We start from the raw sequence: 17,399 nt of genomic DNA, 5'->3' as shown, positions 1-17,399 counted from the left end.
CGACGCCGGAAAACCCAAAAAACTCGCCCTCATCGCCGTCGCCCGAAAACTCCTCATAACCCTCAACGCTATCATCCGAGACCAACGCCCATTCCAGGCCTGATCAAAACAGTTGCCTGCCCTGCGTCCGGCCTTCGCCGGACATCCGGCAGGGATGACAATCCTGGCGGGGTATCCGCGCCCAAACAACAAAAAAGCCCCGAACCAGCTGGTCCGGGGCCTTTTTGCGTCGTCACAGAATTCGCGCGATCAGTGCGACTGGCGGCCGTGGCGAATCTGGGCGATTTCGTCGAGCTCGTCCTGTTCGGCGGCGCGGAGGGATTGTTCGATCCGGGCCAGACGGCGTTCTTCCAGCAGCTCGTATTTCTTGAGATCAGTGAAGGCTTCCGACAGCCGGTCGCGTAGGGCGTCGGCCTGGACGTCGACCTCATCGAGCGAGGCGCGGATGTTTTCCTTCCGCTTGATGACCGCCTGGGCATAGGAGCCGTAGGCGACATAACCCTCTTTCGACTGCGTCGCAGCCGCCTGCTCCTCCGGCACGGATGCCTCGAGCCGCTCAATCTGTCCGATCAGTGCCGCCCGGGAGCGATCCAGCTCGGCCATCTGCTTTTGCAGTTCTTCCACTTTGAACCGGGCCAGCCGGATCAAGGGTTCATGTGAGCGTGTCATTGTCGCACTCCTTCACCACCACCCAAAATCTCCGACAGCATCGCGAAGGTCGACGGAATGTCCGCCGCCTCGTCTTTTGACTGCCCGAGAAACGCTTCCAGCGGATCGTTGAGCTCTATGGCCCGATCCACCGCCGGATTCGATCCCTGGGTGTAAGCACCCAGACGGATCAATTCTTCCATGTCGGCATAGGCCGACAAATGCTTTCGCGCCTCGGCGACGAGAGGTCGCTCGGCTGCGTCATAGACTTCAGGCGCGGTCCGGCTGACCGACTTGAGAACGTCGATGGCGGGGTAGCGCCCCCGTTCAGCAATGGCTCGGCTCATGACCACATGTCCATCCAGGATGCCTCGTACGGCATCGGCTATGGGTTCGTTATGGTCATCACCATCCACCAAAACAGTGAAAAGACCGGTAATGGAGCCTGCTTTTTTGCCGTCTTTGCGTTCGGGACCGGGTCCGGCACGCTCAAGTAGCCGTGGCAATTCAGCAAATACCGACGGCGTATAGCCGCGCGTGGTCGGCGGTTCACCGGCGGCAAGGCCGATTTCGCGCTGCGCGAGGGCAAAACGGGTGACACTGTCCATCAGGCACAGCACATCAAGGCCCTGATCGCGGAAATACTCCGCCGCGGTCAATGTCAGATGCGCCGCCTGACGGCGGGCCAGGGCCGGCGCGTCCGAGGTTTCGGTGATCACGACCGAGCGCTTGCGACCTTCCGGCCCGAGCACGTCGTCCACGAATTCACGTGCTTCCCGGCCCCGTTCGCCAATCAGGCCGATGACAATCACATCAGCATCGCAGGCGCGCGCCAGCATCGACATCAACACCGACTTGCCGACCCCCGATCCGGCAAAAATACCGAGGCGCTGGCCACGACGCATGGGCACAAAGCTGTTGAGGACGCGCACGCCCATATCCATGCGGTCGCCCAGACGGGCGCGACCATGGGCGCTGGGCGGATTGCCCTTGAGCGGATAGGGCGTGCCGCCTTCGGTGAGCGGCGCACCGCTATCAAGCGGGCGCCCGAACCCGTCGAGCACACGGCCCAGCCAGGACTGGCTCGGGCGAACACGGGCAGCTTCCGGCTGGAGCAGCGCGCGGGCGCCCGGTCGAATGCCCTCAAGCGGACCAAACGGCATCATCAACGCCGTTTCACCGCGAAAACCGACCACTTCACATTCAGCGATGCCATTACCGGTGTCGATCCGGGCATGGGCTCCGAGTGACAGGCCCGCCTTGGGCCCCTCCGCCTCGACAAGCAGCCCGTTGAGCGCGGTGACCCGTCCTTCCAGGATCCGGTCATCCAGTCGCCCGACGCGATCGATCAGCGTTTGCATCATACGGGTCAGCCCGCCTTCTCAAATGTGGCGCAAATGCCACTTCCCGGACAGTTTAAGGGCCGTCGGTTGCCTCGACGTAAACACCCGGCAGATTCTGCAGCCTTGGAAACGCGGTGATTCTGACCGAGGCCGGATTCCGATTCCAATCCTGAGTCCCGCAGTCGCAACAATTGCCTGTGGATAAGCCTGGTCGATCGGATCGCGGGAATCCTGAGCCGATTTGCCTGTCTGCACAGGTGAAAATCGCAACTCACTGGGAATACTTTATACCGTGCATATTTGATCAATCCGCACAATTTCACCGCGATGATGGCCCTGGCACCCCCGTTAACCCTTGAATGGTTAACGCGAAATCCGAATCAAGCTTTTCCGGGGAAATTTCGGAAATCTGCGATTCCAAAACTGGGTCAAGACGCAGTTAACTTTCGTTAAGGGTTTCCGCATAGCGTCCAAATAAGGTTAATCACCAGATGAGACCGGGCGCGCACTGATTCGCCCGGGTAGCAAAACCGGAGGCGAACCATATGCGGGTTCTTCTTATTGAGGACGATCGGGCAACGTCCCAGTCCATCGAATTGATGCTGAAATCCGAGGGTTTCAACATCTACACCACCGATCTCGGCGAAGAGGGCGTGGATCTGGGCAAGCTGTATGATTACGACATCATCCTGCTTGACCTGAACCTGCCGGACATGCCGGGCTTCGACGTCCTCAAGACGCTGCGCGTGGCCAAGGTCGACACCCCGATCCTGATCCTCACCGGCAATGCGGACATCGACAACAAGGTGCGCGGCCTGGGCTGTGGCGCCGACGACTATATGACCAAGCCCTTCCACAAGGACGAGATGGTCGCCCGCATCCATGCGATCGTGCGCCGCTCGAAGGGCCATTCCCAGTCCATCATCAAGACCGGCTCGATCGGCGTGAATCTCGACGCCAAGACGGTTGAGGTCGAAGGACAGCGCGTCCACCTGACGGGCAAGGAATACCAGATGCTCGAGCTGCTTTCCCTGCGCAAGGGAACGACGCTCACCAAGGAAATGTTCCTGAACCATCTTTATGGCGGCATGGACGAGCCGGAACTGAAGATCATCGACGTCTTCATCTGCAAGCTCCGCAAGAAGCTCGCAGCGGCCACCAATGGCGAACACTATATCGAGACGGTCTGGGGCCGCGGCTATGTGCTGCGCGACCCGGTCGAGGAGAAGGCGTCAGCCTGATCCACCGGTCTCAGCGTGATAAAAAGGCCCGGGCTGCCCGCCCGGGCCTTTTTTGTTGGCGCCTCCCCTGTTCAGGGGCTGGGCGACCTGACGATTTGCGCCTTACCTTCCCGGGCGACCAGGGAGGGGATGATGATCAAAGAGGCCTTTATCGCAGCTATCCTATCGACTGTATTGATGGCGCCGTCTGCAGCACAGGACCATTATCGGATCTCTGGTCCGGAAATCGTGGCGGATCTCCATCGCTTAGCCGCTCAGGCGGGGGACCGCTTCAGCCTGGACGACGGCCAGGCACTGGCCCGGCAGATTGACGCCTTGAGTGACCGGCTTGAAGCTCGCGCCGCCGGGCAGGATGGCGAGTGGAGCGCTGCCATTGGCTTTCACCTGACCACGACCGAGCCGGAGGCCGATCCGTGCGACACGATCGAGCCGTTTCGCACGGTCAGCCGCCACGGTGTCGCGTTCGACGGCACGCTATGCCTGTTTGCCGAGGATGTAGACGGCGCCTCCGCCCTCACGCGAGATCTGCTGCTGCAGACCATGATCGGGGAGCAAAACCTGTTTGTGCGCAGCATCGTGACGATACAGGCGACCGATCCCGACCTTCTGGCTGATGGCATGGGCCTGCTGACCGCCATGTCCGATGCGGTCGTGTCAGATATCCGCGTCAACGAACCGGTCAACATGGACGCCCCCCAACAGTGAATTGTCCTGATGGACGACCTCACCGACCAGTCCAACGGCAATATCAGCTTCCCGGACTCGACGCGGCTGGCTCAGCGGCTGGCTACAGCGACCCGTGATCTCGAAGCCGAATCGCACGCTGTCGGGGCGTGGTGGGCGATCACTGTCGCCTTCCAAGGCGCTGAGACCGTGACCGACGGCGACGGCCTGCCGGACGGCAATGGCATCCACCATATCTGGCATCAATGCATCGCGCGCGACGATGACGGGCGGCAAGCCTTGCTCATGATCTGGCGCGAGACGCAAGGACCGCGCTCTCGTGGCTGGTTCGAACTGTCCCTGCGGGCATCAACCGATACGCCATCCTTCCGGGGCAGGCTAACAAGCGAGGTCAGCCTCATACTGCAGATGCTGGCCGCCGGAGCGGTGATCACCGCCCCGAACAATGACGACTAGTTGAGCGACGGCTCTTCCGCCGCGTCATCAACCTCTTCGCCGGCTTCTTCAAACGTATCGCTGTCTTCACCGGTGACGTCCTCAATCGCGGCGTCGACCTCTTCGCCGGCATTTTCGGCATCACCGTCGGTGCAGCCGGCCAGGGCCAGGGCGGAGACCGTAAGGGCGAGCGGAATGTATTTGCGCAACATGGGATTTCCTTTCTGTGTGACTTCAGGAATTCTGGATTGTCTGCGTGTCAGATCCGCGGATTACGTCCGCGCAACAGACCTACCACAACCGAGAGCGCGAACAGAAAGAGAAACAGGACGAACACGATCTTCGCGATCGACGCGGCGCCCGCTGCGATACCGCCAAAACCCAGTACGGCGGCGATCACGGCAATAATGAAAAAGGCGAGAGCAAGATTTAACATGATCATCTCCTGGTTCGGCTATGTCTGTGAAATGCTTGGAACCGGCTTTGGTTCCGTTCAGCCGCGAAGCTGAAGTATTGCCTGGCGACGCTCCGACAAATTGTCCTCCCCTGTTCAGGGGCCGGGCCGGCATTCGCCGATCGATGCGACACCATTACGCCGGCCCGGATGGTCAGGCGTCATGGTCAGCGGCGGCCGCCCCCTGCATGGTTGACCACAGCGCCACGATGGAGGTGAGACCTGTCCATGATTTTGACCACGGTCGCGTTTTCGTGCGGCAGTGATCGGCAGCGGTCTCGACTACCGGCATTCGATCATCAGTTCGCGGCTGACCATGGTCTGGAAGCTCAGGTCGCCATCCATTTCTGAGACATGCGTGTCCGTGTCACCAACGCGATCGATCACGATATAGCCCTGCGGGCACAAGCGGCTTGCCTCTTCATAACAGTCACTCCAGCGACCGCTCGAACAATCGATCGAGAAGCCCGGGAGGCCGTCCGGTGAGGTGAGCGGCTCGGATGTCGTGCAGCCGCTGACGAAGAGCCCGATCGTGAGAACGGCCAGCCAAGTCCTGGTCGGGCGGATGATTGACTTGATGTGTGAGGTCATGCGGGGCTCCGGTTTTGATCGTAACCGGACCTTAGTCGCCCCAGGCGAAATGCCGCGTCCGAGCCAAACGGCACGGCCCTCGCTGGCAGCTCCGGCAGACCGCCCCGGATGGCTCGGACGTCACGACCGACCGACACCGCTACCAAGACGCATCAGCCGGGTCTGGGCAACGGGATCATCCCACTTGGATCCGGCTGGAAGTCCAAACGGTGGCCGCCCCCCGGGCGTCAAGGCGCTCAAGCAAAACTGCGCCGAGCCCAAGGCCGCCGGTATTCCAATCCGTGTTCAAATCCAGTTTCGAGAAAAACAATGAAACATCTGATCCTGACAACGGCTCTGGTCGCCGCTTTCTCAGCAACTGCCCATGCGCAAGACTCGCGCTTCACCCTCTCCGAGGGCTACGCCTACCAACAATTTGACGAATTCAACGCCCACTCGCTCAATAGCCGGCTGGGCTACAACCTCACGGACTTCATCCGTGTCGAGGCCAATGCAGTGTCCGGTCTGAGCGGCTCCTCGGGGATTGATTGCCCGGTTGGCACAGATTGCTCGTCCATAGAGCCACGAGCCCGCTTCCGCTACGGATATGGCGTGTCAGTCGCCGGCGAGTATCCGGTATCCGAACACCTCTCCATGTTCGCCCGCATCGGCTACGACGTCGCCAACTTCAAGGCCACCGCCGGGCCGTCCGGCGACGACTCCGGCTTGGCGTTCGGCGCCGGCGCCGACTTCTTCTTCAACGACGCACATGGCGTCCGGCTGGAATACTCACGGACTGATTTCGACGATCGAGACGATGCGTCGAGCTGGGGTATTTCCTACGTTCGCCGCTTCTAGCAGGCAGGGTCTGTACGCCATCGCCTGCCCCCCTGTGGCGATCGGACGTCAGCCGGCGGCGGAGTTGCGGTGCCCACCGCAGCTTCGCCGCCATTCGGTTGGGGTCGTACCACTCACGCGCTTGAACGCGGCATTGAAAGTCGATTTGGTGTTGAACCCAACCGTGAGGGCGACCGACAGGACCGACTCCGAACTGTCGGGGTCGGCCAACATCTCCATCGCCGCCCGAACACGGGCCTGGGCGATAAAATCGTAGAACGTACTGCCGATCTCCTGTGTCAGTGTCTGGGACACGTAGGGCGCCTGAACACCAATACATTTCGACAGCTGGGTCAGTGACAGGTCACTGTTGCGATAGATCCCGTCGGCATGGACAGCCTGCCGGATCTTTGCGGCGATACGGTCCATGTCCCGCTGGGTCAGGCCGGATTTGGAATATTTCTGCTCCGCCTCTTGCCGACCATCGGACGGGTCCGGACCCGCATCGGGATCGTCCCGGGCACTGCCCGGCGGCACAGGCGCGACGGGCGCCGGCGGCGGGGATTGTGGTCCGAAGATGACGCCCTGTCGCAGTCCAAGGATCGCCATCACATAAAAGCTCAGCAATTCCCAAACACTCAGCGCGATAAAGCCGGCCGATGCCTCCGACCAGTCGGTCCAGTCAGCCGCCATCGTCACCACCCACAGGAGCGAGATGTTGATCAGCGACACTTTCAGCCATCTCAGCCGCTTGCGGTCCAGATTGGAAAACTCGTCACGAATGCTGGCCGAATTCCTGTTCAGAAGTGCATACCCCTTGATGATGTAGATCAGGGTGATGACGAAGGTGACCAACAAGACAACGGCCAGCATCAACACGATAAGAAAGTCGACCGGAGTGGCCGGGTCGACGTCCTGAGTGATGAAGCCGCCAAACGCGTCGGTTGGCACAAAAAGCAGTCCCGACGTGAACACCGCCCCAATAGCTGGCGCAATGAAGTGTTGTCGGTTGACCGGTGCCGAAAGCTCACCTTCGCGGTTCACGACCTTGGTGATGTACAGGTAGAGAAGCGGACCCAGAAACATCGGCGCGGCTATAAGCGGCACGGCGAGGCCGGGCGCCACGGTCAGGACGCCTGTCATGGACGTGATTTCGGCCAGGAATGTCAAACCGTAGAGACCGACGAAGACGCCCAGATAGAAGCGGGGTTCCGCCTTGCTGCGCGCATAGGCAATCAGCATCACGGCCACGAGCAGCGACTGCGAAAACCCGGCGGTTAGCAACGCCAATTTGAGTTGTTCCAATGGGTAATCCGACAAATTTGAAGCCCAATCCATCATGTCCACCTTCGGTTTCGGTACCAACAAGGTCAATCCTGGTTGCCGCCCCCTCCATTGCCTCGGTCATGAAGGCGAGGAGACCCTGACTGGCACGGCAGCTGGCCGCACCGGCAAGCCGAAACAGGGGAAAAGCGACACCCCATACGCGATCGGTGCGACATGGACGATGACGACCGGCGACAGAGGCGACCGGCGCGTCCCCGAGATTGGCCTTGAGATCGACAACGGGTCCACCGCGGCCCGGCAGCGCGTTGCCCTGTCAATTGGCCGAGATGGCGGGGGTGGTGGCGGAGCCCGCCTCGGCGATCACCATCGCGACGACGGCAAGAATGCTGGCTGTCATGATTCATCCCGTCGCTTGACTCGTGGGCCTGGCCATCGGCACGGCACGCTTGAAGATATCGGAAAGTCAGTTTTGCCCGGGCCGCTGACGACCGACCCGCTCGGGCCGGTCCTAGACGACCGGCCGTCGGGGACGATCCGTCGCCCACAAACAAAAGAAAACCCCGCAGTCGCCACTGCGGGGTTTCTCAATTCGCGTCCTGACCGGACAGGATCAGGCCGCAGCTGATTTGGCGACAGCCTGGCGGCCATAGAGGCCGCGACGTCCCTCGACCGGCGAGAAATCGCTGGAAAGACCGACCACGGTTTCGGCGGCGCCCATAATCAGATAGCCGTCCTGGGCCGTCTGCGTCGCGATGCGCGCCAGCACCTTCTTCTTGGTGTCGGCATCAAAATAGATCAGCACATTGCGGCACAGGACCAGATCAAACGTGCCCATCGCCGAGAAGTTTTCCAGCAGGTTCTGCTTCTGGAAGGTCACCATCGAGCGAATGTTCGGCTTGACGCGCCACTGTTCGCCCTGCTGTTCGAAATGCTGCACCAGGCGTTGCACGGCGAGGCCGCGCTGGACCTCGAACTGGGAATAGATGCCGGCCTTGGCCTTCTCCAGCACACGCGGCGCCATGTCGGTGGCGATGATCTCGACACGCAGATTGCCAAGACGCGCGCGCTCTTCCTCAAGCAGCATGGCCAGCGAATAGGGTTCCTGGCCTGACGAACAGGCGGCACACCAGATCCGGATCGAACCATTATTGCCGCGGGCGCGGGCCAGGACCGGCAGCACGTCCTGCTTGAACAGGTCAAACGGCGTGTTGTCGCGGAAGAAAAAGGTCTCGTGCGTCGCCAGGGCCTCGGTGATCGCCCACAGAAGGCGACCGCCGGCATCGCGCCGGGCTGCGGTGATCAGGGCCTCGATCGAGGGATAGCCCTCGGCCCGCGCCAGCGGCGCCAGGCGGCTTTCCAGCAGGTAACCCTTGTCAGCGGACAGAACCAGGCCGGAGCGCTTGAACGCCTCTGCGGCAACGAAAAGGATGTCGTCGTGTTTTATCATTTTACAGCCCACCTTTCGCGCGCCGGACAATGCCCGGGCCCATGTCCGCGAGGGACAGAATTTCATCAGCCAGACCCGCCTCGGCAACGGCTCCCGGCATTCCCCAGACGACACTCGTCGCCTCATCCTGGGCCAGGATCGTGCCGCCGGCATTGCGCAGCATGCGCGCGCCTTCGCGGCCGTCATGGCCCATGCCCGTCAGCACGATCCCCAGCGCCGCGCCGCGGGTAACCTCGGCGACGGACTGGAACAGGGGATCAACCGCCGGACGGCAGAAATTGATCGGCGGTGTCTGGTCGAGCACCGCATAGTAACCGGCCGCGTCCTTGCGGATGGTCATGTGGAAATCACCCGGCGCGATATAGACGCAGCCCGGCTTCAGGCGCTCATTGTCTTCCGCTTCCTTGCACACCAGCTTGCCGGCCTTGGTCAGATGTTCGGCCAGGATCTTGGTGAACAGGGCCGGCATGTGCTGGGCGATCACGATTGGCGATCGCACATCGGCCGGAAAGGCACCGATCACATCACGCAGGGCCTGCGGACCACCGGTCGAGGACCCGATCGCAATGATTTCCGGACGCCCGGTATGGCGCGGCGTTCCACCGCGATTCATCGGCGGCTGGGCCACCGGTGCATGCATTTTTTTGGCCGGGGCGGCGGCGGACGGCGGCGCGGTCGTTGTGCGCGCTGTCGGCGTTGCCGGTGTGGGCGGTGTCGTTGACGGCAGGACATCGCGCTGGGTCGGCACTGGCGGAATTGGCCGCGGTGCCAGCGCTTTCAGCTTGGAGAGCAGGTCGCGGCGGAATTCCTCGGCGCCCGCCAAGCGGCCGGCCTGAGGCTTGGACGCATAATCGGCAGCGCCCATCGACAGGGCGCGGATCGTCACTTCACCACCGCGGCGGGTCAATGTCGACGCCATCACAACCCTGCAGCCCGGCACAGCCTTCAGCAGCAATGGCAAGGCAGCGAGCCCGTCCATTTTCGGCATTTCAACATCGAGAACGATGAGGTCGGGCTTGAGTTCGGTCGCCTTGCGAAGACCCTGCTCACCGTCGACGGCAGAGCCGACGAGTGTGAGATCCGGGTCCTCTTCGACCCAACGGGTCATGAGACCGCGGGCAACAGCCGAGTCGTCGACAACGAGGACCCTGGCAATGGAATGGGCGGGAGACGCCTTGGGGGCGAGTTCCGTCATTGGAAACTCCCTCAGGACGCGCGCAGCAAACCCGTCTGCTGGAACTTGGACTCGATGATGTCGCCGTCGAAAGGCTTCATGACATACTCGTCAGCGCCGGCCCGCAGAGCTTCGGTGATGTGCGCCATGTCGTTCTCGGTGGTGCAGAAAACCACGATCGGACGATCACCGGTTTCTTCGCGGCGCAAGGCTTTGACGAAGTCGAGTCCATTCATGACCGGCATGTTCCAGTCCAGCAGGATCGCATCCGGCATCTGCTTGCGACAGGCTTCCAGGGCTTCAGCCCCGTCACCCGCCTCATGGCATTCAAAATCAAGCTCTTCGAGAATTTTGCGTGCGACTTTCCGGATCACCCGGGAGTCGTCAACGACCAGACATGTTTTCATCCCAACACCCTCCGCTAGGCTGCCTCTGCCTTGGCACCGGCCGATCCGATTACGGCCGAGACATCGAGTACAGCGAGCAATTCTTTTTCCAGCCTGTGCACACCCTTGACCATGGACCGCCAGGTCGGGTCGACATGGGCCGGCACCGGCTCCAGCTCCGCCCTCGGACGACGAAGCACTTCACCGACACTGTCCACGATAAGTCCAAAAATTTCGCTACCACGCTCAACACCCAATGCCATTCCGGCATCATTGGCGTCGCGCGGCGGCAGACCGAGGCGGCGGCGGGCGTCGATCGCGGTCACGATACGGCCGCGCAGGTTGAGCAGGCCGGCCACTTCGCTCGGGGCGAGCGGCACGGACGTCACCGATTGCGGCGCGAACACTTCGCGGATCGCATCGACCGGAGCCCCGAAGAGCTGGTCACCGATGCGGACCGAGACATATTCATTCATCGACTCGGCGCTGAGTTCAGCATTGTCACCGTGATGCGTGGTCATGCCACCTTCTCCTCTTGAGACACCGAGTCGAGGGCGGCGATCAGGGCGCCACGATCCGATCTCGGCAGCACAGCCGTCAGGCCCTCAGCCTGCGTATCTTCCGGCCAATCGGTGACCGCCAGCGTCGGCAGGTTCGGCCACAGGCCCTCCTGGCGAATGCGCGAGAGCGCGCTGGGATCACCCACCATGGCATCGAATTTCTCGCCCGCCTCGGCAATGGCGTGCACTTCATGCATGCCGCCCGTGGGCGTGACGTCATAACCGGCAGCGGCCAGCAGCGGTGCGATCATGCGGCGCGCGAAGGCGTCGGCATCGACCAGCAGGATGCGGCGGCGGCGATTGCTCGAACGGCGCTGGATATTGCCGGCGCGCGACTGGTCGAGATACCAGGCAATATCGACGACATCGGTCGCCTTGCCCTTGATGATCGCCGACCCGATGACGCCCGGCTTGTCGGACGACATCTGCAGATCGACACGTTCTTCGACCACATCGACGATCTCGTCGACAGCCAGACCGATCGAGGTGTGGTTCTCGGCAAAGACGAGTACCGGCTGGCGCTGACCCTCAATGGTGCGGATTTCCGAACCGATCGGCACGATCGGCATCAGGCGGCCGCGATACTGGACCACGAGGCGACCATTGGTGCTCTCGATGGCCTGCGGCTCGAACTCTTCCAAGCGCGTGACCAGGGCCAGCGGCACGGCTTTCGGCTCGGAGCCACCGGCACGGACCAGGAGAAGTCGCTGGGTATTGGCCATTTCTGCTGCCTTGAGCGCGCCGGTATCAATCGCGGCTTCATCATCCATGGCGGTGACGATTTCACCGGCCAGACCATTCGGGTCGAGGATCATGATGACCGAACCATCGCCGAGAATGGTGGCGCCGGAATAAGCGTGGACGCCGCGCAGCGAGTCCGACAGCGGCTTGACGACGATTTCCTCGGTATCAAGGACATTGTCGACGACCAGGCCGACATTGCGACCACCGGCGTCAAGGACGACCACAAAGCCGGTTTCGTCAGACGCGCCGTTATAGGCTTCGCCGACACCGAGCACATCGTGCAGGTCGACCAATGGCATGAGCCGGTCACGCAGACGCATGACGCGGGCCCCGTTGAGGTTTTCAACCGTATGATCCGACCCGGCACCGACCCGCACCAACTCGCGAACGGCAAGCTGCGGAATGGCAAAACGCTGCTCGTCACAACCGATGATGAGCGCCGAGACAATGGCCAGGGTGAGCGGGATCTTGATCGAGAAGTTCGAGCCCTTGCCGGCCGTCGACGTGACGTCGATGACGCCGCCAATCTGCTCGATATTGGTGCGCACCACGTCCATGCCGACACCGCGACCGGACAGGTTGGTGACTTTTTCCGCTGTCGAGAAACCCGGCGCGAAGATGAAGCGGTGGATCTGCTGATCCGTCATCCGCTCCAGCTCTTCATGCGTGGTCAGGCCCTTCTCCAGGGCCTTCTCGCCGATACGCTTGGTGTTGAGGCCCATGCCATCATCAGAGATCGCGATGATGATATGGCCGCCCTCATGATAGGCGGAAAGCTTGATCGTGCCCTTTTCGGACTTGCCCGCCTTGACGCGGTCGGCCGGCATTTCCAGGCCATGGTCTGCCGAGTTGCGGACCATGTGGGTCAGCGGGTCCTTGATCAGTTCGAGGACCTGGCGATCGAGCTCGGTATCATTGCCGTCCATCACCAGTTCGATCTTCTTGCCGAGATCGGTGGAGACGTCGCGAATGATACGCGGCAGCTTGCGCCAGGCATCACCGATCGGCTGCATGCGGGTCTTCATGACGCCGTCCTGCAGCTCGCCGGTCACGGCAGACAGGCGCTGCAGCGGACCTTTGAGGTCATCATCTTCAAGGCCGCGCACGGTCTGCATCAGCTGGTTCCGGGTCAGGACGAGTTCCGACACCGTGGTCATCAGCGCTTCCAGCACATCGACGCCGACGCGGACGGTCGCCATGACCTTCACACCGCCCTCGCCCATGACATGTTCATCGCTGCCCTTGAGTTCGGCCATCGCCGTCTGCAGGGCCTCTTCGCGGCTCATATCCTTGGAGATCAGTTCGGCCGTCGGCGCGACGCTGACTTCTGGCTCGGCGCTGGCAAAAGCGGCTTCAAGCTCGGCGGCAGAGACTTCGCCCGGACGCAGTTCACGGCCCAGATCGGGGTCAAAATCGCCAACACCGAGATGCTCGACCGGTGCGGCCTCAACGGGTGCGGCCTCGGCAGGTGCGACCTCAGCCGTCGGGACGGCGGGCACATCGACTTCCGGGGCGGCACTGTTGAAAGCGGCTTCCAGGTCGGCGAGCGAGACTTCGCCGGGGCGCAGTTCGCGGCCCAGATCGGCGTCCCAGTTTTCAGGCTCTTGCTGGACTTCCTCGGCAGCCTGTTCCGGCAGACGGCCCATGGCGGCGTCTTCCAGGCGTCCGATCAGCTCGGCATCGTCGCCGGCCGGCTCGACACCGCTGTTTTCGAGGGATTCAAGCACGACCTTGATCTGGTCGATCGCCTGCAGGACCAGCGTCACCATTGGCGGGCTGACACTCAGCTCGCCGTCACGGAACTTGCCCAGCAGGGTTTCGCCGGCATGCGCCACGGCTTCAAGTCGCGGCAATCCAAGGAAACCGCAAGTTCCCTTGATGGTGTGCAGCAGGCGGAAAATATTATCGAGGATCGCCCGGTCTTCCGGGTTGTTCTCGAAGCGCACCAGTTCAGAATCGATGACGTCCAGGCTTTCGCCCGTTTCGGTCAAGAATTCACTGATGAGATCATCCATGGCAGGCCCCGTACGGTTCTGATTCCACAGCAACCTGACAGGGCTTGGTTAACGGACTATTGGCCGGGACGTCTGCGAGACAGCCAAATCGCTCATAGGATATGAGGTTGGCTGACAGCGCTTGGCCTGGCTAGCCGATCATGCCTTCCGGCGGCTTGACCAGGGCGATGAACTCGACCCGGTTCTCACCGGCCTGGGCGCTGACGCGGCCACCATTGGTGCGGGCAATCAGTCCCGTATAATACGGCTGGATGGAGCGACCATCATAGCCGTTCTCCGGAGCAATCGCCTCCAGGGCCTTCGCCGTACCTTCCTCCAAACGCGCCCGCGGACCGTCCGAGATCACGCGCAGGCGCGCACCGCCAGCAGCGGCCGCCGCTTCGATCGTCACCGTGCCGCCGCGCGGGGCCGCATCGACGCCCAGCAGGCACATGTTCAGCAACAGGCGCGCGGCCTGCTTCTCCAGCCCGGTGGCTTCAACCTTCCAGACAATCTGCGGCTTGACCGCCGAGAACATGGCTTCGGTCAGGCGTTGCAGCTCGCGGCTGTCGAGAATGCCCGGCGCCGAACCGCCGGCCCCGAAAGCGAGGCGGCAGAATTCCAGCTTGGCCTGGGCCTGGCGCGAGCTTTCGCGGACCAGCTCCATGGCGTCGTCATGCATGTCCGTCGAGTCCGGATCGTCGAATACGCTCAGCGCAGCGCCGAGCGCCGAAACCGGGCTGACGAGGTCATGACAGAGCCGTGCACAGAGCAGGGCGGCGAGTTGGTCGGCCGGGATTTCGGCGGGAAGAGCATCTTGCATGCAAATTTCCATACACGATTCTTGAGGATCGGTGACGGTTTTCGCACCGTGACTGCAATCACGGTCGCGGAAAGGTCTTGGCAACCGGATCAGTCCAAGACATGATTCGTCCCCGGCTGTGGGGACAGGTTTTGCGTTGCGTTTGGGGACAAGCCACAAACCGGTGCGAGACTTGCTTGATGGACCAGACAGGCCTGATCCGCTACGGACAGGCGTGTCGTTTGAGCAGACCGGAGTTTTGGGCAAGTGTCAGAGTTCGACGTCACCCGCGCCGATACCCGTCGCACGCGCGGCTTGGTAGCTTTCGCCAGCCTGGCGCTGTCTGCCGGCCTTCTGGCCGCGCTGATGCTGGGCGGTGAACCGCGCAGCGAAGCCGCTGGCACCGAGGCCATGAGCCTTGCGATGGCCGCACCGACCGATCCGGCCAACATCGTCCCGGTTCAGGACATCGCCGTCGAGGCCGCCCCGCGGGTGCTCAGCGCCGCCGATCTGGCGCGCGTCAATGATGCCGCCTTCACCGAATGCCGGACCTGCGCCACCCGGATCCAGATCGAGCGGACCGTGCCGCGTGGCGGGACCATGGCCGGCTTGCTGGACGATGCCGGTGTTGATCGCGTCGAAGCCGCTCGGGCCATCGCGGCGCTGGGTACGGTTTTCGACCTGCGCTACCTGAATATCGGCGAACGGATCAATCTGTATTTCGGCGCCGATGCGGCCGCCGATGGCGGCGAGGCCGCGACACGGTTTGAAGGCCTGTCCTTCCGCCCCGATATCGAGCGTTCGATCACCGTTGCCCGCACGTTTGACGACACATTCCGCGCCCGCGAGACGATCGCCGAGTTTGATCGCGAAATGGTGCGCGCCTCCGGTTCCATCACCGCCTCGCTCTATGTCGATGCCCTGGCCGCCGGCGCCACCGACCGGATCGTCGTCGAACTGGCCGGCGTCCTCGCCTATGCCATCGACTTCCAGCGCTCGATCCAGCCGGGCGATGATTTCGACATCCTGTTCGAACGCTTTGTCGATGAAGAGGGCAATACCGCGCGTACCGGCGACATTCTCTATGCGATGTATGACGGACGCGGCGATGCCAAGGAATTCTTCCGCTACGAGACCGAAGACGGCATCGTCGGCTATTACAGCCCCGAGGGCGCCAGTGCCCAGCGCCTTTTGATGCTGACTCCGGTCAATGGCGCCCGCCTGTCCTCATCCTTCTCGAGAGCGCGCCGCCACCCGATCCTGGGCTATACACGCCGCCATAACGGCACCGATTTCGCGGCCCCGACCGGCACCCCGGTGATGGCCGCCGGCAATGGCGTCGTCGAACGCGCTGACCGCTATGGCAGCTTCGGCAATTATGTCCGTATCCGGCACGCTAATGGCTACCAGACCGCCTATGCCCACCTGAACGGCTTTGCCCGTGGCATCCGCGCCGGCAGCCGTGTCACCCAGGGCCAGGTCATCGCCTATGTCGGCACGACCGGTCGCTCGACCGGTCCGCACCTGCACTATGAAGTCCACCACAATGGCACGCCGCGCAACCCGATGACGCTGGACCTGCCGACCGGCCGCCAGCTGTCGGAAGACGAGATCCCGCTGTTTGAAGCCGAACGCGACCGCATCATCGCCATCCGCAACGCGGCCCGCCCGGCGGCTGACACCGACACGCCGATCGTCGCCGATGCGGGGAATGGGGCGCAGTAGTATCTGGGGCGAAGACCGCAGGTCCTCGCCCTTGATGGGCGAGGTGGATCGCCCGCAGGGCGAGACGGAGTGGGTGATCGGCTGTCAGTGCAAAACAAGCGGTGACAGGCCTTCATTTTCGCGCGCGACGCGCGCGGTCGTCCATAGATCACTTGGCAGCCATCGGGCCGTATCCGGTTCTTGAGGTCAAGGGCGCCCCTGGCGCCGCTCCGCGGGCATGCCCCTTGAGCTCAAGAACCGGATACGGCTGTCTCTCGTCAAGTGATGTATGGCGGGGTGAGCGCCGTGGGCGCGGTAGCGTCACCTGTTTCCTGCCCAAGCCAGCCCCGCCTCGGGAGGCGAATGGTCAGTGCATCAGGGACAACGGCATGTGTCCCCAGCCGGCCCCGGTCGCCGCCTGTCATGGGCGCCAAGCGGGATTGCGACGCGTCGGATCTCGCTATTGCCAAGCCGTCCGGCTTGTTAGCCATACGCTGATCCGAGACGCGTCGAAACTAGGAAATACGCAAGATGCAAAGTTTCAAATCCGCTTGCCTTCTCATCGGAATGGGCTTGTTCGGCTATGCAGGGACGGCATCTGCCCAACAAGCCGCCCCGCCTGTTTGCGGTCAGGACGTCGCACCATATTCGGATTTCGATTTCGTGATCGGCGAGTGGGACTTCTTTACCGCCGACGGGCAACAGATCGGCACCCAGACCTATACCCGGCGGGAGGCTGGTTGTCTGGTGGTTGAAGACTGGTCGACCTTCGATGGCGGCACAGGCACAGGAATGACGTTTGTCGACCCGGCCACCGGGCATTGGCGGCAGGTCTGGATGAGCCCGCGCTTTCACATCGACTATTCAGGCGGACTCGACGCAACGGGCGCGATGGTCCTGGAAGGCCGGTTGCACAGCAATGCGGACGGCAGCGAACTGCAGGTCCGTGGCGTTTGGGCACCGCAGGAGGACAGCAGCGTCCGACAGGAATTCTGGGTCCGCCCGGACGATACGTCTGATTGGGCCCCCCTCTTTGTCGGATACACCCGACGCCGGTAGCGCGGCTGGCCAGATCGGCACGGTAGCTTC

The 17,399-nt window shown here is 62.4% G+C and carries 18 protein-coding genes and 1 pseudogene; 7 read left to right on the top strand and 12 right to left on the bottom strand.

Features of this window, described 5'->3' with window-relative positions; genetic code table 11:
* Positions 1-103 (top strand): annotated as a pseudogene (locus AWH62_RS17095) (IS110 family transposase); the annotation flags it as partial.
* 146 nt (positions 104-249) lie between these two features.
* Here AWH62_RS17095 and AWH62_RS02890 read toward each other — a convergent pair.
* Both AWH62_RS02890 and fliI read right to left on the bottom strand, forming a co-directional pair.
* Positions 250-669, bottom strand: a complete 420-nt coding sequence (locus tag AWH62_RS02890) for a flagellar FliJ family protein (protein WP_075188928.1) — start codon at positions 667-669, stop codon at positions 250-252.
* Complete coding sequence (fliI, locus tag AWH62_RS02885; RefSeq protein WP_075188986.1) at positions 666-2,009, bottom strand: flagellar protein export ATPase FliI; 1,344 nt, start codon at positions 2,007-2,009, stop codon at positions 666-668. The genes AWH62_RS02890 and fliI overlap by 4 nt, the downstream gene beginning before the upstream one ends.
* 527 nt (positions 2,010-2,536) lie before the next feature.
* Between fliI and ctrA the strand changes: the two genes are divergently transcribed.
* The 3 genes from ctrA to AWH62_RS02870 all read left to right on the top strand — a co-directional run bounded on the left by ctrA (position 2,537) and on the right by AWH62_RS02870 (position 4,372).
* On the top strand, positions 2,537-3,232 hold the full coding sequence (gene ctrA / locus AWH62_RS02880) for a response regulator transcription factor CtrA (RefSeq protein WP_075188927.1): 696 nt from the start codon (positions 2,537-2,539) through the stop codon (positions 3,230-3,232).
* A gap of 132 nt (positions 3,233-3,364) precedes the next feature.
* Positions 3,365-3,937: a hypothetical protein gene (locus AWH62_RS02875; protein WP_143742887.1), complete on the top strand. Its 573-nt coding sequence runs from the start codon at positions 3,365-3,367 to the stop codon at positions 3,935-3,937.
* A gap of 9 nt (positions 3,938-3,946) precedes the next feature.
* On the top strand, positions 3,947-4,372 hold the full coding sequence (locus AWH62_RS02870; protein ID WP_075188925.1) for a hypothetical protein: 426 nt from the start codon (positions 3,947-3,949) through the stop codon (positions 4,370-4,372).
* Here the strand turns inward: AWH62_RS02870 and AWH62_RS02865 are convergent.
* The 3 genes from AWH62_RS02865 to AWH62_RS02855 all read right to left on the bottom strand — a co-directional run bounded on the left by AWH62_RS02865 (position 4,369) and on the right by AWH62_RS02855 (position 5,396).
* Positions 4,369-4,563: a hypothetical protein gene (locus tag AWH62_RS02865; RefSeq protein ID WP_143742886.1), complete on the bottom strand. Its 195-nt coding sequence runs from the start codon at positions 4,561-4,563 to the stop codon at positions 4,369-4,371. The genes AWH62_RS02870 and AWH62_RS02865 overlap by 4 nt on opposite strands.
* A gap of 47 nt (positions 4,564-4,610) precedes the next feature.
* Positions 4,611-4,787, bottom strand: coding sequence for a DUF1328 family protein (locus tag AWH62_RS02860; protein WP_075188984.1), 177 nt, complete (start codon positions 4,785-4,787; stop codon positions 4,611-4,613).
* Between the two features lie 300 nt (positions 4,788-5,087).
* On the bottom strand, positions 5,088-5,396 hold the full coding sequence (locus AWH62_RS02855; protein ID WP_075188924.1) for a hypothetical protein: 309 nt from the start codon (positions 5,394-5,396) through the stop codon (positions 5,088-5,090).
* Between the two features lie 309 nt (positions 5,397-5,705).
* On the opposite strand from AWH62_RS02855, the gene AWH62_RS02850 reads away from it, so the two are divergent.
* On the top strand, positions 5,706-6,233 hold the full coding sequence (locus tag AWH62_RS02850) for a porin family protein (protein ID WP_075188923.1): 528 nt from the start codon (positions 5,706-5,708) through the stop codon (positions 6,231-6,233).
* A gap of 48 nt (positions 6,234-6,281) precedes the next feature.
* On the opposite strand, the gene AWH62_RS02845 is transcribed toward AWH62_RS02850, so the two are convergent.
* The 7 genes from AWH62_RS02845 to chpT form a co-directional block, all read right to left on the bottom strand.
* Positions 6,282-7,586: an AraC family transcriptional regulator gene (locus AWH62_RS02845; RefSeq protein ID WP_158025542.1), complete on the bottom strand. Its 1,305-nt coding sequence runs from the start codon at positions 7,584-7,586 to the stop codon at positions 6,282-6,284.
* Positions 7,587-8,109: 523 nt separating this feature from the next.
* On the bottom strand, positions 8,110-8,946 hold the full coding sequence (locus AWH62_RS02840; RefSeq protein ID WP_075188921.1) for a protein-glutamate O-methyltransferase CheR: 837 nt from the start codon (positions 8,944-8,946) through the stop codon (positions 8,110-8,112).
* 1 nt (position 8,947) lies between these two features.
* Positions 8,948-10,141, bottom strand: coding sequence for a chemotaxis response regulator protein-glutamate methylesterase (locus AWH62_RS02835; RefSeq protein ID WP_075188920.1), 1,194 nt, complete (start codon positions 10,139-10,141; stop codon positions 8,948-8,950).
* An 11-nt stretch (positions 10,142-10,152) separates the two neighbouring features.
* Positions 10,153-10,527 (bottom strand): PleD family two-component system response regulator, encoded by a 375-nt coding sequence (locus tag AWH62_RS02830; protein ID WP_075188919.1) that lies wholly within the window; start codon positions 10,525-10,527, stop codon positions 10,153-10,155.
* A 14-nt stretch (positions 10,528-10,541) separates the two neighbouring features.
* A complete protein-coding gene (locus AWH62_RS02825; protein WP_075188918.1) occupies positions 10,542-11,027 on the bottom strand; it encodes a chemotaxis protein CheW in 486 nt (161 codons plus the stop codon).
* Positions 11,024-13,825 carry a chemotaxis protein CheA gene (locus AWH62_RS02820; RefSeq protein ID WP_075188917.1) on the bottom strand — a complete coding sequence of 934 codons (2,802 nt, stop codon included), beginning with the start codon at positions 13,823-13,825 and terminating at the stop codon, positions 11,024-11,026. The genes AWH62_RS02825 and AWH62_RS02820 overlap by 4 nt, the downstream gene beginning before the upstream one ends.
* A gap of 130 nt (positions 13,826-13,955) precedes the next feature.
* Positions 13,956-14,627 (bottom strand): histidine phosphotransferase ChpT, encoded by a 672-nt coding sequence (gene chpT, locus AWH62_RS02815; RefSeq protein WP_233128241.1) that lies wholly within the window; start codon positions 14,625-14,627, stop codon positions 13,956-13,958.
* 246 nt (positions 14,628-14,873) lie between these two features.
* Here chpT and AWH62_RS02810 point away from each other — a divergent pair, with 246 nt between their 5' ends.
* Both AWH62_RS02810 and AWH62_RS02805 read left to right on the top strand, forming a co-directional pair.
* Positions 14,874-16,331 (top strand): M23 family metallopeptidase, encoded by a 1,458-nt coding sequence (locus tag AWH62_RS02810; RefSeq protein ID WP_075188915.1) that lies wholly within the window; start codon positions 14,874-14,876, stop codon positions 16,329-16,331.
* Between the two features lie 510 nt (positions 16,332-16,841).
* Positions 16,842-17,369 carry a hypothetical protein gene (locus tag AWH62_RS02805; protein ID WP_143742883.1) on the top strand — a complete coding sequence of 176 codons (528 nt, stop codon included), beginning with the start codon at positions 16,842-16,844 and terminating at the stop codon, positions 17,367-17,369.
* Positions 17,370-17,399 lie beyond the last annotated feature (30 nt).

The sequence above is a fragment of the Maricaulis sp. W15 genome (genome assembly GCF_001924955.1).
Lineage (GTDB): Bacteria > Pseudomonadota > Alphaproteobacteria > Caulobacterales > Maricaulaceae > Maricaulis > Maricaulis maris.
Note: the sequence above shows the minus strand (reverse complement) of the source record. Positions and strands in the feature narration are given on the sequence as shown.

Coding starts and splice junctions, on each gene's coding strand:
- AWH62_RS02820 (WP_075188917.1), bottom strand. CDS start 13,825: ATGGATGATCTCATCAGTGAATTCTTGACCGAAACGGGCGAAAGCCTG.
- AWH62_RS02860 (WP_075188984.1), bottom strand. CDS start 4,787: ATGTTAAATCTTGCTCTCGCCTTTTTCATTATTGCCGTGATCGCCGCC.
- AWH62_RS02835 (WP_075188920.1), bottom strand. CDS start 10,141: ATGACGGAACTCGCCCCCAAGGCGTCTCCCGCCCATTCCATTGCCAGG.
- AWH62_RS02890 (WP_075188928.1), bottom strand. CDS start 669: ATGACACGCTCACATGAACCCTTGATCCGGCTGGCCCGGTTCAAAGTG.
- AWH62_RS02865 (WP_143742886.1), bottom strand. CDS start 4,563: ATGTTGCGCAAATACATTCCGCTCGCCCTTACGGTCTCCGCCCTGGCC.
- AWH62_RS02875 (WP_143742887.1), top strand. CDS start 3,365: ATGATCAAAGAGGCCTTTATCGCAGCTATCCTATCGACTGTATTGATG.
- AWH62_RS02825 (WP_075188918.1), bottom strand. CDS start 11,027: ATGACCACGCATCACGGTGACAATGCTGAACTCAGCGCCGAGTCGATG.
- AWH62_RS02830 (WP_075188919.1), bottom strand. CDS start 10,527: ATGAAAACATGTCTGGTCGTTGACGACTCCCGGGTGATCCGGAAAGTC.
- AWH62_RS02855 (WP_075188924.1), bottom strand. CDS start 5,396: ATGACCTCACACATCAAGTCAATCATCCGCCCGACCAGGACTTGGCTG.
- chpT (WP_233128241.1), bottom strand. CDS start 14,627: ATGCAAGATGCTCTTCCCGCCGAAATCCCGGCCGACCAACTCGCCGCC.
- fliI (WP_075188986.1), bottom strand. CDS start 2,009: ATGCAAACGCTGATCGATCGCGTCGGGCGACTGGATGACCGGATCCTG.
- AWH62_RS02850 (WP_075188923.1), top strand. CDS start 5,706: ATGAAACATCTGATCCTGACAACGGCTCTGGTCGCCGCTTTCTCAGCA.
- AWH62_RS02870 (WP_075188925.1), top strand. CDS start 3,947: ATGGACGACCTCACCGACCAGTCCAACGGCAATATCAGCTTCCCGGAC.
- ctrA (WP_075188927.1), top strand. CDS start 2,537: ATGCGGGTTCTTCTTATTGAGGACGATCGGGCAACGTCCCAGTCCATC.
- AWH62_RS02805 (WP_143742883.1), top strand. CDS start 16,842: ATGCAAAGTTTCAAATCCGCTTGCCTTCTCATCGGAATGGGCTTGTTC.
- AWH62_RS02840 (WP_075188921.1), bottom strand. CDS start 8,946: ATGATAAAACACGACGACATCCTTTTCGTTGCCGCAGAGGCGTTCAAG.